The 15,730-nt window shown below is 42.0% G+C and carries 13 protein-coding genes and 1 pseudogene; 10 read left to right on the top strand and 4 right to left on the bottom strand.

All coding sequences use genetic code 11. The annotated features are described in order from the left end of the window. Window position 1: 1 nt before the first annotated feature. On the bottom strand, window positions 2-1,045 hold the full coding sequence (locus ACZ47Z_RS09920; protein WP_054753497.1) for an SPFH domain-containing protein: 1,044 nt from the start codon (window positions 1,043-1,045) through the stop codon (window positions 2-4). Window positions 1,046-1,279: 234 nt separating this feature from the next. After that, on the bottom strand, window positions 1,280-2,884 hold the full coding sequence (pckA, locus tag ACZ47Z_RS09915; protein WP_054753500.1) for a phosphoenolpyruvate carboxykinase (ATP): 1,605 nt from the start codon (window positions 2,882-2,884) through the stop codon (window positions 1,280-1,282). Window positions 2,885-3,293: 409 nt separating this feature from the next. Here pckA and cobT point away from each other — a divergent pair, with 409 nt between their 5' ends. The 10 genes and pseudogenes from cobT to ACZ47Z_RS09865 all read left to right on the top strand — a co-directional run bounded on the left by cobT (window position 3,294) and on the right by ACZ47Z_RS09865 (window position 13,668). Then, window positions 3,294-4,367, top strand: coding sequence for a nicotinate-nucleotide--dimethylbenzimidazole phosphoribosyltransferase (cobT, locus tag ACZ47Z_RS09910; protein WP_464526054.1), 1,074 nt, complete (start codon window positions 3,294-3,296; stop codon window positions 4,365-4,367). 18 nt (window positions 4,368-4,385) lie between these two features. Next, window positions 4,386-5,168 (top strand): adenosylcobinamide-GDP ribazoletransferase, encoded by a 783-nt coding sequence (gene cobS / locus ACZ47Z_RS09905; protein ID WP_464525539.1) that lies wholly within the window; start codon window positions 4,386-4,388, stop codon window positions 5,166-5,168. Window positions 5,169-5,225: 57 nt separating this feature from the next. After that, entirely contained in the window at window positions 5,226-5,840 is a 615-nt protein-coding gene (locus ACZ47Z_RS09900; protein ID WP_464525538.1) for a histidine phosphatase family protein, read from the top strand. Then, window positions 5,837-6,829 carry an adenosylcobinamide-phosphate synthase CbiB gene (gene cbiB / locus ACZ47Z_RS09895; protein WP_464525537.1) on the top strand — a complete coding sequence of 331 codons (993 nt, stop codon included), beginning with the start codon at window positions 5,837-5,839 and terminating at the stop codon, window positions 6,827-6,829. Before ACZ47Z_RS09900 ends, cbiB begins: the two co-directional genes overlap by 4 nt. Beyond that, window positions 6,817-7,401: an N-acetyltransferase family protein gene (locus ACZ47Z_RS09890; RefSeq protein WP_464525536.1), complete on the top strand. Its 585-nt coding sequence runs from the start codon at window positions 6,817-6,819 to the stop codon at window positions 7,399-7,401. Before cbiB ends, ACZ47Z_RS09890 begins: the two co-directional genes overlap by 13 nt. A gap of 40 nt (window positions 7,402-7,441) precedes the next feature. Further along, a complete protein-coding gene (locus ACZ47Z_RS09885; protein ID WP_464525535.1) occupies window positions 7,442-8,491 on the top strand; it encodes a pyridoxal phosphate-dependent aminotransferase in 1,050 nt (349 codons plus the stop codon). Between the two features lie 14 nt (window positions 8,492-8,505). After that, entirely contained in the window at window positions 8,506-10,014 is a 1,509-nt protein-coding gene (locus ACZ47Z_RS09880; RefSeq protein ID WP_418528809.1) for a cobyric acid synthase, read from the top strand. A 25-nt stretch (window positions 10,015-10,039) separates the two neighbouring features. Continuing rightward, window positions 10,040-11,381, top strand: a pseudogene (locus ACZ47Z_RS09875) (MATE family efflux transporter). Then, window positions 11,359-12,039 (top strand): HAD family hydrolase, encoded by a 681-nt coding sequence (locus ACZ47Z_RS09870; RefSeq protein ID WP_020437156.1) that lies wholly within the window; start codon window positions 11,359-11,361, stop codon window positions 12,037-12,039. The pseudogene ACZ47Z_RS09875 and the gene ACZ47Z_RS09870 overlap by 23 nt, the downstream one beginning before the upstream one ends. Before the next feature lie 81 nt (window positions 12,040-12,120). Beyond that, on the top strand, window positions 12,121-13,668 hold the full coding sequence (locus ACZ47Z_RS09865) for a WD40/YVTN/BNR-like repeat-containing protein (RefSeq protein ID WP_464525534.1): 1,548 nt from the start codon (window positions 12,121-12,123) through the stop codon (window positions 13,666-13,668). A 386-nt stretch (window positions 13,669-14,054) separates the two neighbouring features. On the opposite strand, the gene ACZ47Z_RS09860 is transcribed toward ACZ47Z_RS09865, so the two are convergent. Beyond that, window positions 14,055-14,198, bottom strand: a complete 144-nt coding sequence (locus tag ACZ47Z_RS09860) for a hypothetical protein (protein ID WP_226865582.1) — start codon at window positions 14,196-14,198, stop codon at window positions 14,055-14,057. Window positions 14,199-14,216: 18 nt separating this feature from the next. After that, on the bottom strand, window positions 14,217-15,572 hold the full coding sequence (locus ACZ47Z_RS09855; protein ID WP_226865584.1) for an 8-oxoguanine deaminase: 1,356 nt from the start codon (window positions 15,570-15,572) through the stop codon (window positions 14,217-14,219). Window positions 15,573-15,730 lie beyond the last annotated feature (158 nt).

The raw sequence follows: 15,730 nt of genomic DNA, 5'->3' as shown, positions 1-15,730 counted from the left end.
TCTAGTACAGACTTCCGGAATTAATGATCGGCTGTGTGTCATGGTTTCCACACAGAACAACAAGTAGATTGGATACCATAGCAGCCTTACGTTCTTCATCCAGCTCTACGACTTCTTTCTCGCTTAATTGATCCAAAGCCATTTCAACCATGCCAACTGCTCCGTCTACAATCATCTTTCTTGCATCAATGATAGCAGAAGCCTGCTGACGCTGGAGCATGACAGCAGCGATTTCCGGTGCATAAGCAAGATATGTGATTCTTGCTTCGATGATCTCAAGCCCTGCGTCTGTCACTTTCGTCTGGATCTCTTCGCGGATTCGCGCTGCAACAATCTCACTGGAGCCACGGAGACTTCCCTCATCAGCCTTTCCATCACCGGTTGTATCGACATCAGGAGCAGTGTCATATGGATAGATGCGGACAATATTACGAAGAGCACCATCACACTGAAGTGAGAGATATTCTTTGTAATTATCAACATTAAAGACAGCTTTCGCAGTATCTACAACACGCCATGTTACGGCAATACCAATCTCAATCGGATTTCCGAGACAGTCATTGATCTTCTGACGGGAGTTGTTCAGTGTCATAACCTTGAGAGAAATCTTTTTGCTTGAAGACTCTTCAGTGGTTCCTGTTGTAGAAACACCCAGGAGACTGGAAAGATTTGCTCCCTTCTTGGAATTGTTATCAACATCTCCACTCTGACTCAACTTTGTCTTGGAAGCAGGGTTTACACTGGTACAGAATGGATTGACAAAATAGAATCCGGCTTCTTTCAGTGTACCGATATAATTTCCAAAAAGTGTAAGAACCAGAGCTTCCTGTGGTTTCAGCACCTTCAATCCAAGAAATGGAACCCATCCGATGCACAGCCAGATAATGCTGACAACCAGTCCAGCGATAACCGGTGGAGCTGAGAATTCATGTTCCAGTGCGATTGCGGACAGAACGCATCCTGCTATTGCAATCAGATAGAGCAGACAAAATAGTAAAAGCATTCCCATTCCATTTTTCTTATTTGATAATATTTTTTCATTCATAGTGATTCCTCCTCTGGAAATAAAATGAAATTTATTTGATATCATTATGATATCACTTTTGAAAAAGAAGTCAATAATTTTTGGATAAAACCAAGAAATTTAACAAAATCAATGCAACCGCAAATCAAGTCTACAAAAAGAAAAAGCTGTGAAAGATAAGCAATTTCATCTTTCACAGCTTCTATTCATATATTTATTCTATCAATCCCAGAATTTTGGAATACAAGAACAATCTTACAGCTGAGGACCTGCAGCAACAAGTGCTTTACCAGCTTCATTTCCTTCGTATTTAGCGAAGTTCTTGATGAATCTCTGAGCAAGGTCTTTTGCCTTAACATCCCATTCAGCAGCGTCAGCGTATGTGTCACGAGGATCAAGGATTCCTGTGTCAACACCCTCAAGCTCTGTAGGTACCTCGAAGTTGAAGTATGGGATTGTCTTTGTAGGAGCTTTGTTGATTGCTCCGTTAAGGATAGCGTCGATGATTCCACGAGTATCTTTAATGGAGATACGTTTTCCTGTTCCGTTCCATCCTGTGTTAACAAGGTAAGCCTTAGCTCCGCTAACTTCCATCTTCTTAACAAGTTCCTCTGCATATTTTGTAGGATGCAGCTCAAGGAATGCCTGTCCGAAGCAAGCTGAGAATGTTGGTGTAGGCTCTGTAATTCCACGCTCTGTACCAGCAAGTTTTGCTGTAAATCCAGACAGGAAGTAGTACTGTGTCTGATTCTCTGTCAGGATAGATACCGGAGGAAGTACTCCGAAAGCATCTGCAGACAGGAAGATTACATTCTTAGCTGCCGGTGCAGAAGATACTGGACGAACGATGTTCTTAATGTGGTTGATCGGGTAAGATACACGAGTGTTCTCTGTTACGCTCTTGTCGGCAAAGTCGATCTTTCCGTTCTCGTCAAGTGTAACGTTCTCAAGAAGAGCGTCACGAACGATTGCGTTGTAGATGTCTGGCTCAGACTCTTTGTCAAGGTTGATAACCTTAGCGTAGCATCCACCCTCGAAGTTGAATACTCCGTTGTCATCCCAACCGTGCTCGTCATCACCGATGAGGAGTCTCTTAGGATCTGTGGAAAGTGTTGTCTTACCTGTTCCTGAAAGACCGAAGAAGATTGCTGTGTTCTCTCCGTTGAGGTCTGTGTTAGCTGAGCAGTGCATGGAAGCAATTCCCTTAAGTGGAAGGAAGTAGTTCATCATAGAGAACATACCTTTCTTCATCTCTCCGCCGTACCATGTGTTAACGATAACCTGCTCTTTGCTTGTGATGTTGAAAAGTACAGCTGTCTCAGAGTTAAGTCCGAGCTCTTTGTAGTTCTCAACTTTAGCTTTGGAAGCATTGTAAACAACGAAATCTGGCTCGAAGTTCTCAAGTTCTTCCTCTGTTGGCTGAATGAACATATTTGTTACGAAATGTGCCTGCCAAGCTACTTCAACGATAAAACGGATTGCCATACGAGTATCTTTGTTAGCACCGCAGAATGCATCTACAACGAAAAGTCTCTTGTTAGAGAGCTCTTTGATTGCGATATCTTTAACAGCTGCCCAAGCTTCTTCTGTAGCTGGGTGGTTGTCGTTCTTGTATTCATCAGATGTCCACCAAACTGTATCTTTGGAGTTCTCATCCATAACGATGAATTTATCTTTAGGAGAACGTCCTGTGTAAACACCTGTCATAACATTGACAGCACCGAGTTCACTTTCCTGTCCTTTTTCAAAACCTTCAAGTTCCGGTTTTGTCTCTTCTTCGAATAATAATTCGTAGGAAGGATTGTATACGACTTCTGTTGTTCCAGTAATGCCATACTTACTTAAATCAATTTTTGCCATCTTACATATACCTCTTTCTTTCTAATGATAGAATAAAATGCTGCTCATGCAAGCTTTTCATATCCTTTTTTAATTATACATATTATGTGAAGAAAATCAATAAAAATCCCGTAAATTTTTTAACAAAGAACTGGGAAAAATGAAAGATTTCATATTAAAAATGCAAGAAGAAAAAAGAAAAATGTCAAATAATGAAAAATTACAAGGAAAATATGACAGATTCCGTTGCTTTTTTATATATCAGAATGAAAAAAATTATGATAAAATAGGAGAATAATGCCAGAAAATGCGAAAAAACTGGCTTGTGAAGTTAGAAAGACAAACTATAGATCAGAAGAAAATAATAAGAAAAGCAGACATAACAATGGTAGATGATGAAAGAAAAACGACAAAAAATGAAAAGATGTCGATGAAAGAAAATGAAAGATTATTGATTGAAAAATTCAAAACGATAAAACCGGTGGAGAAATCCTATGAAGAACAGGCAAAAAGACGATGGAAAACAGTTGCAAAACCACTGTTCAGCTTAGGAAAACTGGAAGATGCCGTGATCCGAATGGCAGGAATCCGAAGAGAAGCAGATTTTGAGATTAAAAAGAAAGGCTTGCTGATCTTTTGTGCGGATAATGGAGTTGTTTCAGAGGGAGTGACCCAGACCGGACAGGAAGTGACCGCAATCGTTGCGGATAATTTTACAAAATGTGCGACGAGCGTATGTATTATGGCAGAGACCGCCGGAGCGGATTTATTTCCAATTGATATTGGAATGGTGACAGATGTTCCGTCGGTGACAGATCCGAAAGACAAAGTGATGTACGGAACAAAGAATATGGCGATGGAACCTGCAATGTCAAGAGAACAGGCTGCACAAGCCGTTCTTATTGGCATACGAAAGGTCAAAGAGTTGGCAGAACAAGGGTATGATCTGATTGCAACCGGTGAGATGGGGATTGGAAATACAACGACCAGCAGTGCTGTTGTGTCCGTTCTGCTTGATGAAAGTGTGGAAAATGTGACAGGGAGAGGCGCAGGCCTTAGTTCAGAAGGGCTGAATAGAAAGATTCGTGCAATTAAGAGAGCAATTGAAAAGCATCAGCCGGACAAGGAAGATGTTTTAGATGTTTTGTCCAAAGTCGGAGGGCTTGATATTGCCGGAATGACAGGTGCATTTCTCGGAGGTGCGATCTATCATATTCCGGTTCTGATTGATGGGTTCATCTCTTCTGCAGCAGCATTGTGCGCAGTGCGTATGGTTCCTGAGACGGCGGATTATATCCTGGCATCACATTGCTCCGGAGAGCCGGCGGGGCGAATGGTCTTAGAAGAGCTGAAACTTCCATATCTGATTGATGCGAAGATGTCTCTTGGAGAAGGCAGTGGTGCAGTTGCAGCAATTCCACTTCTTGAGATGGGTGTGAATGTTTATCGGAAGATGAGTACCTTTGAAGAGATTAAAGTAGAGCAGTATGAAGAACTTAAGTGAAGATGAGGAGTAAGAAAAATGTGGTTATTGAACGCAATGATCATTGCAATCGCTATGTATTCTAAGATTCCGATGCCGCGGGTAGACTGGAATGAAAAAAATATGAGATATGCGATGTGCTTTTTCCCATTGGTCGGAGTTATAATTGGAGTATTGGAAATAGTTGCCGGGAATCTGATCACAATATGGAAGGGAGAAGGAACTTTCTTTTATGCAGTTGTATTGACTTTGCTTCCGGTTTTTATAACAGGAGGAATTCATCTGGATGGATTCGCAGATACAATGGACGCAAAAAGTTCTTATGGAGACCGGGAGAAGAAGCTGGAGATTCTGAAAGACCCTCATACGGGAGCATTTGCGATCATCAGTCTTTGCTGTTATTTCCTTCTGTGTGTGGGGATTTTTAGTGAAATGCGAACAGAACGTTTATTTGCGGCAGCACTCGTGTTTGTGTTCTCGCGTTCGCTGAGTGGAATTTCTGTTGTGACGTTTCAGGCAGCGAAGAACAGTGGACTGCTTCGGACATTTCAAGACGGTGCACAGAAGAGAAATGTAAGGATTGTATTGATCTTCTGGCTATTTGCAACAGTAGTCGGATTCTATCTGACAGCAGGTTTATGCGGAGTGGCAGCAGCAGTTGTCGGACTTGCTGTTTTCTTTTATTATGATCAGTTTAGCAGAAAACAGTTTGGAGGTATTACAGGTGATCTTGCCGGATACTTCCTGCAGTTGTGTGAGCTGTTTATGCTGGCAGTGCTCTGCATTATTCTAGAAATGTTATTGCATATCAATGTTTTATGATAGATGCTTTATTATAGAAATGAAAATGAAATAAAATAGATTTTTTTGGAGTGATTTATGGAGCTTATTTTGATCCGGCATTTGAAGACACCGGGCAATGAAAAGAGACAATATATCGGAAGTACAGATGAAGAACTGTCAGAACAGGAAGTACTGAACTTTAAACAGAAATATAAAATAGATAGCTATCCACAGGTACAGCAAGTGATTGTCAGTCCAATGAAGAGATGTATTCAAACGGCAGAGTTGATTTATCCAGAGGTGCAGATACAACAGGAATCGTTGCTGAAAGAATGTGATTTTGGTATTTTTGAAGGAAAGACATATGAAGAGCTGAAAGACAGAGCAGAATATCAGGCATGGCTGGATTCCGGTGGAACGATTGCATTTCCGGAAGGGGAGGAGCAGAAGGAATTCCGTTTACGTTGTGTGAGAGGCATGCTCTGTCAGGTTGATAGATTATGTGAAGAAAATGTAGAAAGTGCAGCCTTTGTCGTTCATGGAGGAACGATTATGGCGGTGCTGGAACAACTGGCGGAAGACCAAAAAGATTTTTATCACTGGCAGGTGGAAAATGGCAGAGGATATAGAATGCTTGTTGACGAAGAAGAGTGGAAGTCCGGCGTTCACAGATTTTATGAAATTCAAAAACTGGGAGGCGCGATAGAATGAATGGGAAGATGACAATCTTGGCATGCATTACAGGATTTCTGTTAGATTGCATTTTCGGAGATCCGGTCTGGATGTACCATCCGATACGCGTGATCGGAAACCTGATCAGTGTGTTGGAAAAAGGATTGCGGAAGTTGTTGTGCAGTCGGATTCCTGCATCAGAACAAAAGAAGAAAAATAAAAGAGAAGTTCTGGCAGGAGGGATTTTATGGATTCTGACAGTTTTGTTATCCTTTCTTGTACCAGCGGTACTCTTATTTGCTGCAGGAAAGGTTCATCCGGCAGTACGGTTTCTTTTGGAAACCTTCTGGTGTTACCAGATATTTGCGGCGCGGTGTCTTGTAGGAGAAAGTAGGAAGGTTTATCAGAAATTAAAAGAAGACGACTTGCCTGGTGCAAGAAGAGCTGTATCCATGATTGTCGGAAGAGACACAGAGAACCTTACAGCAGAAGGTGTGACGAAAGCTGCGGTAGAGACAGTGGCGGAGAATACTTCCGACGGCGTGACGGCTCCGCTTTTATTTCTTCTGATCGGCGGCGCACCGCTTGGATTCTTATACAAAGCAGTGAATACGATGGATTCTATGCTTGGATACAAAAATGAAAAATATCTGTATTTCGGAAGAATACCAGCAAAGATGGATGATGTGTTTAATTACATTCCGGCGAGGTTGACAGCGTGGTTTATGATTGTTGCAGCATTTTTGACAGGAATGGATGGAAAGAATGCATGGAAGATTTACTTACGGGATAAGAGAAAACATGCAAGTCCGAATTCCGCCCAGTCAGAGGCGGTATGCGCCGGAGCGCTTGATGTACAGTTAGCCGGGGATGCGGTTTATTTCGGGAAAGTCTATAAAAAGGATTATATCGGCGATGCAATCCGTAAGATTGAACCGGAGGATATTCTTCGTGCCGGGAAATTAATGTATATGACAACGATACTGATGATGGTTGTCTTTGGAGGTTTATTGTTATGGATTTTTTGATTCGATTTGCAAAAATGGAAGATGCAGAAGAACTTCTGGCGCTCTATACACCGTATGTAACGGATACAGTGATTACATTTGAATATGAAGTTCCGTCACTGGAAGAATTCAAAGATCGAATGCGTCAGACGATGAAAAAGTACCCGTATCTGGTCGCAGAACAGAATGGCGAGATTCTTGGATATAGCTGTGCAGGGGCATTCAAAGGTCGTGCAGCATATGACTGGGCAGTGGAAACAACAATTTATATAAGAAAAGACCGGCAGAAAACCGGAGTTGGTAAAAAGCTGTATGAGGCACTGGAGAAAGTACTGCACGCTCAGAACATTTGCAATCTATATGCATGCATTGGATATCCAGAGGTTGAAGATGAATATCTGACAAAGAACAGCGCACAGTTCCATGCACATCTTGGATACCGTATGGTGGGAGAATTCTATCATTGCGGATACAAATTTGACCGCTGGTATAATATGGTCTGGATGGAAAAGCTTTTGGATCCGGAGATTAAACATCCAAAGCCAATCAAATGGATGGAAGAGAATCGCGAGGAGCTGGAGGCAGTACTTTAAGGTTAAAAACGAAACACATAGAGAAGTAGGAGTAAGATTCATGGAATATGTACACGGAGGAGACATTTATACATATGGAGATGTGCTGGATTTTTCAGTTAATGTAAATCCTTACGGTCCGTCAGAAGAAGTTCTTGAAGCGGCAAAAAGATCGATGGATGAAGTGAGTCTTTATCCGGACAGTCAATGCAGACGGCTCAGAAAGAGACTGGCAGAGAAAAAAAGTCTGCCGGAAGAATATTTCCTTTTCGGAAATGGAGCAGCGGAGCTATTCTTTTCTATTGTTCTTGCAGAAAAACCAAAGAAAGCATTGCTTCCAATTCCGGCTTTCGCAGAATATGAACAGGCACTTCGGACGGTAGACTGCGAAATCATTTATCATGAGTTGAAAAGAGAGAATAACTTTGCATTGACAGAAAGCTTTTTGGAAGAACTGACAGAGGATATTGATCTTGTATTTTTATGCTCCCCATCGAATCCGTCAGGCCAGGTGATCGAACCGGAGTTGATGAAACAGATCCTTACGCGATGTGAAGAAAAGAAGATTCGTCTTGTTTTAGACGAGTGTTTTATCGAATTTCTGGAAGAAACGCAGAAATATACCATGGTGAAAAAGGTGACGGATCATCCGAGCCTTTTTCTCGTACAGGCATTTACAAAGATGTATGGAATCCCGGGATTAAGACTTGGATATGCGATGACATCAGATGCAAAGTTGCGAGAGAGCATGCAGCAGATCCGTCAGCCGTGGAGTGTGTCGGTTCCGGCGCAGGCAGCAGGGATAGAAGCACTGACAGAGAGAGAAGAACAGAGAGTTCAGAAAATACGAAACAAAATCGTGGAAGAAAAAATGCGCATGGAAAAGAAAATGCGTGAGTTTGGGATTAGATTTATTCCAACAAAGGCAAATTTCTTCTTATTATATAGTGAAAGCTCATTGTTTGAACGATTGTTAGAGCAGGGGGTTTTGATTCGAAATTGTGAGAACTATAGAGGGTTGAAGAAAGGCTGGTATCGGATTGCAGTGCGGACAAAAGAGGAAAATGATGTTCTTTTACGGGCACTTGAAACAATCCTGTCAAAGCAGTGAAGGAGGCGAAAAATATGGCGAAATCAATTATGATACAGGGAACGATGTCGAATGTCGGAAAGAGCGCACTGGCAGCAGGTCTTTGCCGTGTCCTGAAACAGGATGGATACAAAGTTGCACCTTTCAAATCCCAAAATATGGCACTCAATTCTTTTATCACAAAAGAAGGACTGGAGATGGGAAGAGCCCAGGTGATGCAAGCAGAAGCTGCAGGGATTGAACCGGAAGCAATAATGAATCCAATTTTACTTAAGCCGACGAATGATACAGGCTCTCAGGTGATTATTAATGGTAAACCAATCGGAGTGATGGCTGCAAGAGAGTATTACCGTCATAAGAAGGAATATATTCCGGCAATTATGGATGCATATCATGAGTTAGAAAAAAAGTATGATATCATTGTAATTGAAGGGGCCGGAAGTCCCGCAGAAATTAACCTGAAAAAAGATGATATTGTAAATATGGGAATGGCAAAGCTTGCAGACGCACCGGTTCTTCTTGTCGGAGACATTGATCGTGGTGGAGTATTTGCCCAGATCGCCGGAACTGTAATGCTTCTTGAAGAGGATGAAAAAGCGCGGATCAAAGGAACGATCATTAATAAATTCCGTGGAGATGTATCCATTTTGGAGCCGGGACTTCGAATGTTGGAAGATAAGACGGATATCCCTGTAACGGGAGTAGTTCCGTATTTTTATTTAGATCTGGATGAGGAAGACAGTCTGACGGAACGATTTCAGAAAAAAGAAAAACCGGGACTGATTGATCTGGCAGTGATCCGATTCCCAAGGATCTCTAATTTTACTGACTTAGCACCTTTAGAAGCATTGGAAGAGGTGAGCGTGCGTTATGTTTCATCTCCGGCTGAGTTTGGAAATCCGGATGCGGTGATCCTTCCGGGAACAAAGAATACGATCAGCGATCTTCTGTGGATGCGTCAGAATGGATTAGAAGCAAGAATTCTGAAACACAGCGCACAGAACAAACCGGTCTTTGGAATCTGCGGCGGGTATCAGATGCTTGGAATGGAAATCTCAGATCCAACAGGAGAAGAGTATGGAGGAACTGTACAGGGAATGGGACTTTTGGATACAAAGACCGTGTTCCGCCCGGAAAAACACAGAACCAGAGTACATGGAACATTTGGCGAGATGAAAGGAATCCTGAAAGAGATGGAGGGACTTCCTTTCGAAGGATACGAGATCCATATGGGAGAGACGATTCTTGATGAGCACGCATCCGGGCTTATAACATTAGAAAATGATTCTGATACGCTACAACAAGGACATCCGGATGGTTCACAGAAGGAAAATGTCTATGGCTGTTATGTGCATGGAATCTTTGATTCACCGGAAATGTCAGGTGGGTTTCTCTCCGCTTTATTGAAAGAGAAAGGCTATGATCCGGAGACGGTACAGGCAGTAGACTGGAAGTCTTATAAGGAAGAACAGTATGATAAGCTTGCAGATATCGTTCGTGCTAGTCTGGATATGAAAGAAATTTATAGAATTATTGGATTGTAGAGTTTGTAATGAGAGAGGGGAAAGTATGGTTACAGATTTAACGAAAGAACATCCGAATAAGACATTATGGCGGTTCCTTCTGCCAATGTTGTTCAGCGTGATGTTCCAGCAGATTTACAATATCGCAGATAGTATGATTGCAGGAAGATTTGCAGGAGAAAATGCGTTGGCAGCAGTCGGCGCATCTTATCCGATCACAATTATTTTCATGGCATTTGCCGTGGGAATGAATCTGGGGGCATCCGTAGTCGTATCAAGACTGTTCGGAGCGGAAGACCGGGGCGGTGTGAAGCGTGCGGTTACAACAGCATTTCTTAGTTCTATGGTGCTGGGAATCATACTGACATTATTCGGGTATTTCTTTAATCATCAGATGATGAGATGGATCCGCACACCACAGAATATTATGGCAGATGGAGTTTTATATTTGAAAATTTACATTTTCGGAATTATCTTCCTGATGCTTTATAATGTGTGTACCGGAGTATTTACAGCACTCGGGGATTCTAAGACACCGTTATATTTTCTGCTAGGATCCTCAGCTGGAAATATTATTCTTGATTACATCTTCGTAGCAAAATTCCAGTGGGGTGTGAGCGGTGTTGCCTGGGCAACATTTATCGCGCAAGGTGTGTCAGCTGTGCTCTGCATTAGTAACACTTCTCGGAAGATTGCAGAAATTTGCCGGGAAAGAAAAGCAGCCGTGGTTTGATAAGAAATTATTTGCACAGATCATGGCGATTGCAATTCCAAGCATTCTTCAGCAGAGCGTATTGAGTGTAGGAAATCTTTTCGTGCAGGGAATTGTAAATCAATTCGGTTCAGCAGTTGTTGCGGGATATTCGGGAGCGATCAAGCTGAATACATTTGCCATTAATATCTTTATGACACTTGGTTCCTGTCTATCCAGTTATACGGCACAGAATATCGGCGCGGGAAAGAAAGAACGAATTCCATTGGGATTCCGTACCGGAGTGAAATTGTCAGAGCTTACGGCATTACCGTTTGTTATTCTGTATTTCATTTTCAGTCGTCAGATGATGGGGCTATTCTTAGGTGCGGAGAGTGTAGAGGCTATCAGCGCAGGAATGGCATTTTTGAAAATAGTATCGCCGTGGTATTTTATGATTGTAATTAAGCTGATGACAGATGGAATTATCCGAGGCTCCGGAGCGATGGTTTATTTTGTGGTTGCAACAGTTCCGGATCTTATTTTGAGAATCGGATTTGCATTGATTTTGACAAAAAGTTTTGGAAGTACCGGGATCTGGATGGCATGGCCATTTGGTTGGATCGTAGCGACCACATTAACATTGATCTTTTATAGAAAGTTGGGATATAAGAATGATAAAAGCAGTGATTTTTGATATGGATGGGGTTTTGATCAATACAGAACCGCTTCATTATCAATGTTGGGTAGAAATTTTTAAAGAACGATATGGAATTGATTTGGATTATGAGGTATATAAGCCATGCATCGGATCTACAAGACTCCATTTCATGAATCTGATCAAAGAAAATTATGGAATCACATTTGAAAATCTTGAAGTTATGAATCAGATTATGAAAGAAAAGAAGGATGAAATTATTGCAAGAGACGGATTTCCTGAGATGCCGGGAGTTGGGCAGATGCTTTGCTGTCTGAAAGATGCGGGGTATCGCCTGGCCGTGGCCTCTTCTTCTCCAAAACCTGTAATCACAGAGACGCTGGAAACGCTGGATCTGATGAAATATTTCGATGTCGTGACAAGTGGAGATGAAGTGAAGAATCCAAAGCCGGCACCGGATACATTTCTCTTTGCAGCGAAACAGCTGGGCGTACCGGTAGAGGAGTGTATTGTAATCGAAGATTCAACGAATGGAGGAAAGGCTGCTAAGGCGGCTAAGATGCCATGTATCTGGATGCATAATCCGGATTCCGGAGACCAGGAGATACCGGATGCAGTGCTCGAGATTACGGCCTGGACAAAGGAGAATATAGAAAAAATCATGAAGCTTTTACATTTTGGTCAAGAAAAAGTGTAAAAATAAATGAGCGATATAAAATTTTTTTGAGTAGAATACTTAAAAATAGTAGACCTGGAAGTATTATTAGGATGTGATTGAATGAAAAAACTGAAATTTATATTTGGCAAGCTTAGTGTTCTCTATTACATTTTGTTTTTGCTCGTGACCTGTGTACTTTGCAAGTACGGAAGCATCAGACAGCTGAAGTTTGCATTTTTGGCTTTAGGTATCCTTCTGGTACTCAGTCTTTGTATCTGGATCGGCTGCCTGATCGCGGAAAAGGAAAACCCTTTTAAAATGAAAGGTGCATTTAGGAAAACAGTGTTTGGTACAGAGCTTCTGATTTTGCTTGCAGTTACAGTTGGATGTATTTCTTATATCGTATATACAGCGATTCCTTATAATGGCGCATTGTCCTGGAAGGTAGACAGCCTGTTTAAGACAAAGAAAATAGAGTATGAACATAACAACTTCTTTCGTGATGGCGCAGAAGGACTGATAAAAGATATCAATAAGAAACTGAAACTTCCGGAGGAGTTGTATATTACAGACAGTTTCGAGGTGTCTTTTGATAAAGACGGAACGATAACCCGCGTGTCGGCCTATCTCTACGGACAGAATGAAAAGGGAAAAGATAAGACCTATCTGATTGATTATGATATCGATAAAAGTGATAAGATTGTTGTGCAGATCGCAGGTTACGCAAATGCAGATTATGATGACGATAAGAAATTAGATCCGATGTTTACCATTCTGGAAAAATCAGATTGTAAGATGCAGGTGACACAATGGAATCTGAATTATGCATTTGCAGATAATCTACCGGAATATGAGATTCTGTATTATGGAAAACGCTCCTTCGATTCTTCGGAAGGTCTCGTTTATCTTCCGGGAGATGTGGATGGTGACGGAGAAGTCAGCGGCATGACCGATTTCACAGCTCTGGATCGCGGTGGGGAAGCACTTGGATATGAAGTGTCTCTGTATCTTCCGCAGGATGAATCTGTAACCCCGGTGCGTTACATGATGGAACCGGAATATATCAGTCTTGATACGATTAGCCAGAATGAGCAGGCGGAGAAAGATTCGCAGGCAAAAGAACAGGGAAAAGAGAATAATACCTGGACGGTTGATACGGACGGAAGCGGTGTTGTCCGATTCTTCTTAAACGAACAGAAAGGCTGGAAACTTTCAGTTGTTGATGCGGCTCTTGGAACACGTTATTACAAACTGGAAACTACGTCAGATGGTGGATATAACTGGACAACAGTAAATGAAGATCCATTCGACGGAAATGGCGGAGTAGGAGAAGGGATACAATTCTTCAACGAACAGTTTGGATTCATCGGTCTAAGTGGGGCATCACAGACACATTCATCTATTTATGTTACAAAAGACGGTGGAAAGATGCTGAAGGAGATAGAGCTTCCAATGGATACTGTGACGGAATATCCGCCGCATATGCAGGAATATGGCCTCACGCTTGAAGATTATCAGTATCTGGAAATGCCACAGCAGGATGGAGAGAATTACACGATCCATGTGATGAGCCAAAGTGGCGAGATGGAAGGTCTTGTGTTCACATCAGAAGATCAGGGTGAGAACTGGAGTTTTACCGGAGTGTTTGATGAAAATGACTTATCATAAAAAACCAATAACTTTGTAGTATATCAAATGGCTCCGCGTGTACATCTAAAAACTATTCACCAAGCTATGTATTAAAAGCAATGGAAATTCCAGAGGAAGAAATTGAGTGCTCTGTTCGAATCAGTTGGGGATCAGATACTTCAGAAAATGAGTTGAAGGAAAATTTGGTTAAGTTGATAGACACAGCTAAGCAGATAAAAGGTTAATGTCAGGGAGGCAATATGAACCCTGAAATGAATATGAGAATTATATATAAAATATGTCCGGAAAACGAGGATCAAGGAAAACTAGATCAAGCAAGAGCCTTGTGGAGAGCAACGGTGGATATACAGATAATTTATGGGTGCCGCATTACGGCACCCATAGGTAAATAAAGGGAAATAGATTTAACCCATCATAGCTTCTTTTGCTTTTGCAATATCAGCAGCATCTTTCATTGGGAAGAGTAAGTTGGCGATAATCGCTACGATACAGATTCCAGTTACTGCATCACTGAATACGAACTTCAATACGGATGGAAGCTGTGCCACTGCATCTGGATGGAGAGTTTAATGATTCAAATATTTGTTGACTTCTTGACGACAGTTGTATATAGCCTTTTCTTCGTCAATTCCTGTTAGATGACCTTCTTTTACTACGATTTTTCCATTGACAATCGTATAATCAACAGTGCCCTTGAAGCCGACTGTGCCGAGCATGGATTTTACATCCAGGTCGGCCCCTACAAGCTCAAGACGATTTCTCCGAATCATGAATAAGTCTCCAGCTTTGCCGATTGAGAGAGAACCGATATCGTTTCTGCCGAGGATTTTAGCGCTGCCGTTTGTGGCAATCTTCAGAAGATCATATCCACTCGGAGCAAGCTTGCTTGAGTTCAGTCTGTGCAACAGGAACGCTACACGAAGTTCCTCTAACAGGTTAGAACCGTCATTGCTTGCACTTCCGTCTACTGCAAGACCAACCGGTACACCTAGTTTTAACATATCCGGTATCCGACAGATACCGGAAGAAAGTTTCATGTTGGAAATTGGGCAGTGAGCTACGCCGGTTCCGGTCTGTGCCAGAAGATTCAGTTCCTCATCATTAAAATGAATTCCATGTGCATACCAGACATCATTTCCAACCCAGTTCATGTCTTCCATATAGGCAAGCGGTCGTTTGCCGTATTTCTCAAGAACATAATTCTCTTCATCAATTGTTTCGCATAAATGTGTGTGGAGGCGTACGCCCAAATCTCTCGCAAGGATTGCTGACTGACGATACAGTTCTTCGCTTGCACTGAACGGAGAGCATGGAGCTAGAGCAACCATTTCCATGGAATTTGGAGCAGGATTGTGGTATTTCTCTACGGATTTCTGAGAATCTTTCAAGATCTTATCCACGTTCTGTACCACACTGTCAGGCGGAAGCCCACCGTCTTTCTTGCTCAGATCCATGCTTCCGCGGGAAGCGTACATACGAACCCCGAGCTCTCTTGCAGCAGAAAACTGTGCGTCCAGAAGCGCATCGGAATTACCGCCCGGAAATACATAGTGATGGTCAAAACAAGTTGTACATCCGGATTTTAATAGTTCACCCATTCCTGTTAAGGAGCTGTGGTAAATCGTATCCTGATTCAGATTTTTCCAAATCTCGTACAATGTTGTAAGCCAGTCGAACAATTCCATGTTCTGAACTTGCGGAAGATTTCGGCTGAACGTCTGGTAAAGATGGTGGTGAGTATTGATTAGTCCTGGATAAACGAGACATCCCGTTCCGTCAATGACTTCGTCTGCGGTCTGCGGTTCTATTCCGATGTATGTAATGATGCCGTCTTGCATCAAAAGATTGGCATGTTCTAAAACAGCGTCCTGGCTGTCACAGGTAACAATTGCATCCGCATTTTTAATTAATAAGCTGCTCATATTACAACCTCCTGTATTTGTTTTATTCTTTGTTAATAACAAAGATATAACTGTTGAAATAATGACAGAAATCTCGCGAAATGTATAAGAAGTTCAATTCTAACCGCCGGCGAAAATATGGGAATTGATAAATGGATGACAGGATATTTATGACAAAT

This window comes from Mediterraneibacter faecis (assembly GCF_055383675.1).
The sequence above is the reverse complement of the archived record's forward strand: the minus strand, read 5'-3'. Positions and strand labels throughout refer to the sequence as shown.

Excerpts from the sequence above, each read along its gene's own strand:
- ACZ47Z_RS09920 (WP_054753497.1), bottom strand. The coding sequence starts at position 1,045 with ATGAATGAAAAAATATTATCAAATAAGAAAAATGGAATGGGAATGCTT.
- pckA (WP_054753500.1), bottom strand. The coding sequence starts at position 2,884 with ATGGCAAAAATTGATTTAAGTAAGTATGGCATTACTGGAACAACAGAA.
- cobT (WP_464526054.1), top strand. The coding sequence starts at position 3,294 with ATGAAAGAAAATGAAAGATTATTGATTGAAAAATTCAAAACGATAAAA.
- cobS (WP_464525539.1), top strand. The coding sequence starts at position 4,386 with ATGTGGTTATTGAACGCAATGATCATTGCAATCGCTATGTATTCTAAG.
- ACZ47Z_RS09900 (WP_464525538.1), top strand. The coding sequence starts at position 5,226 with ATGGAGCTTATTTTGATCCGGCATTTGAAGACACCGGGCAATGAAAAG.
- cbiB (WP_464525537.1), top strand. The coding sequence starts at position 5,837 with ATGAATGGGAAGATGACAATCTTGGCATGCATTACAGGATTTCTGTTA.
- ACZ47Z_RS09890 (WP_464525536.1), top strand. The coding sequence starts at position 6,817 with ATGGATTTTTTGATTCGATTTGCAAAAATGGAAGATGCAGAAGAACTT.
- ACZ47Z_RS09885 (WP_464525535.1), top strand. The coding sequence starts at position 7,442 with ATGGAATATGTACACGGAGGAGACATTTATACATATGGAGATGTGCTG.
- ACZ47Z_RS09880 (WP_418528809.1), top strand. The coding sequence starts at position 8,506 with ATGGCGAAATCAATTATGATACAGGGAACGATGTCGAATGTCGGAAAG.
- ACZ47Z_RS09870 (WP_020437156.1), top strand. The coding sequence starts at position 11,359 with ATGATAAAAGCAGTGATTTTTGATATGGATGGGGTTTTGATCAATACA.
- ACZ47Z_RS09865 (WP_464525534.1), top strand. The coding sequence starts at position 12,121 with ATGAAAAAACTGAAATTTATATTTGGCAAGCTTAGTGTTCTCTATTAC.
- ACZ47Z_RS09855 (WP_226865584.1), bottom strand. The coding sequence starts at position 15,572 with ATGAGCAGCTTATTAATTAAAAATGCGGATGCAATTGTTACCTGTGAC.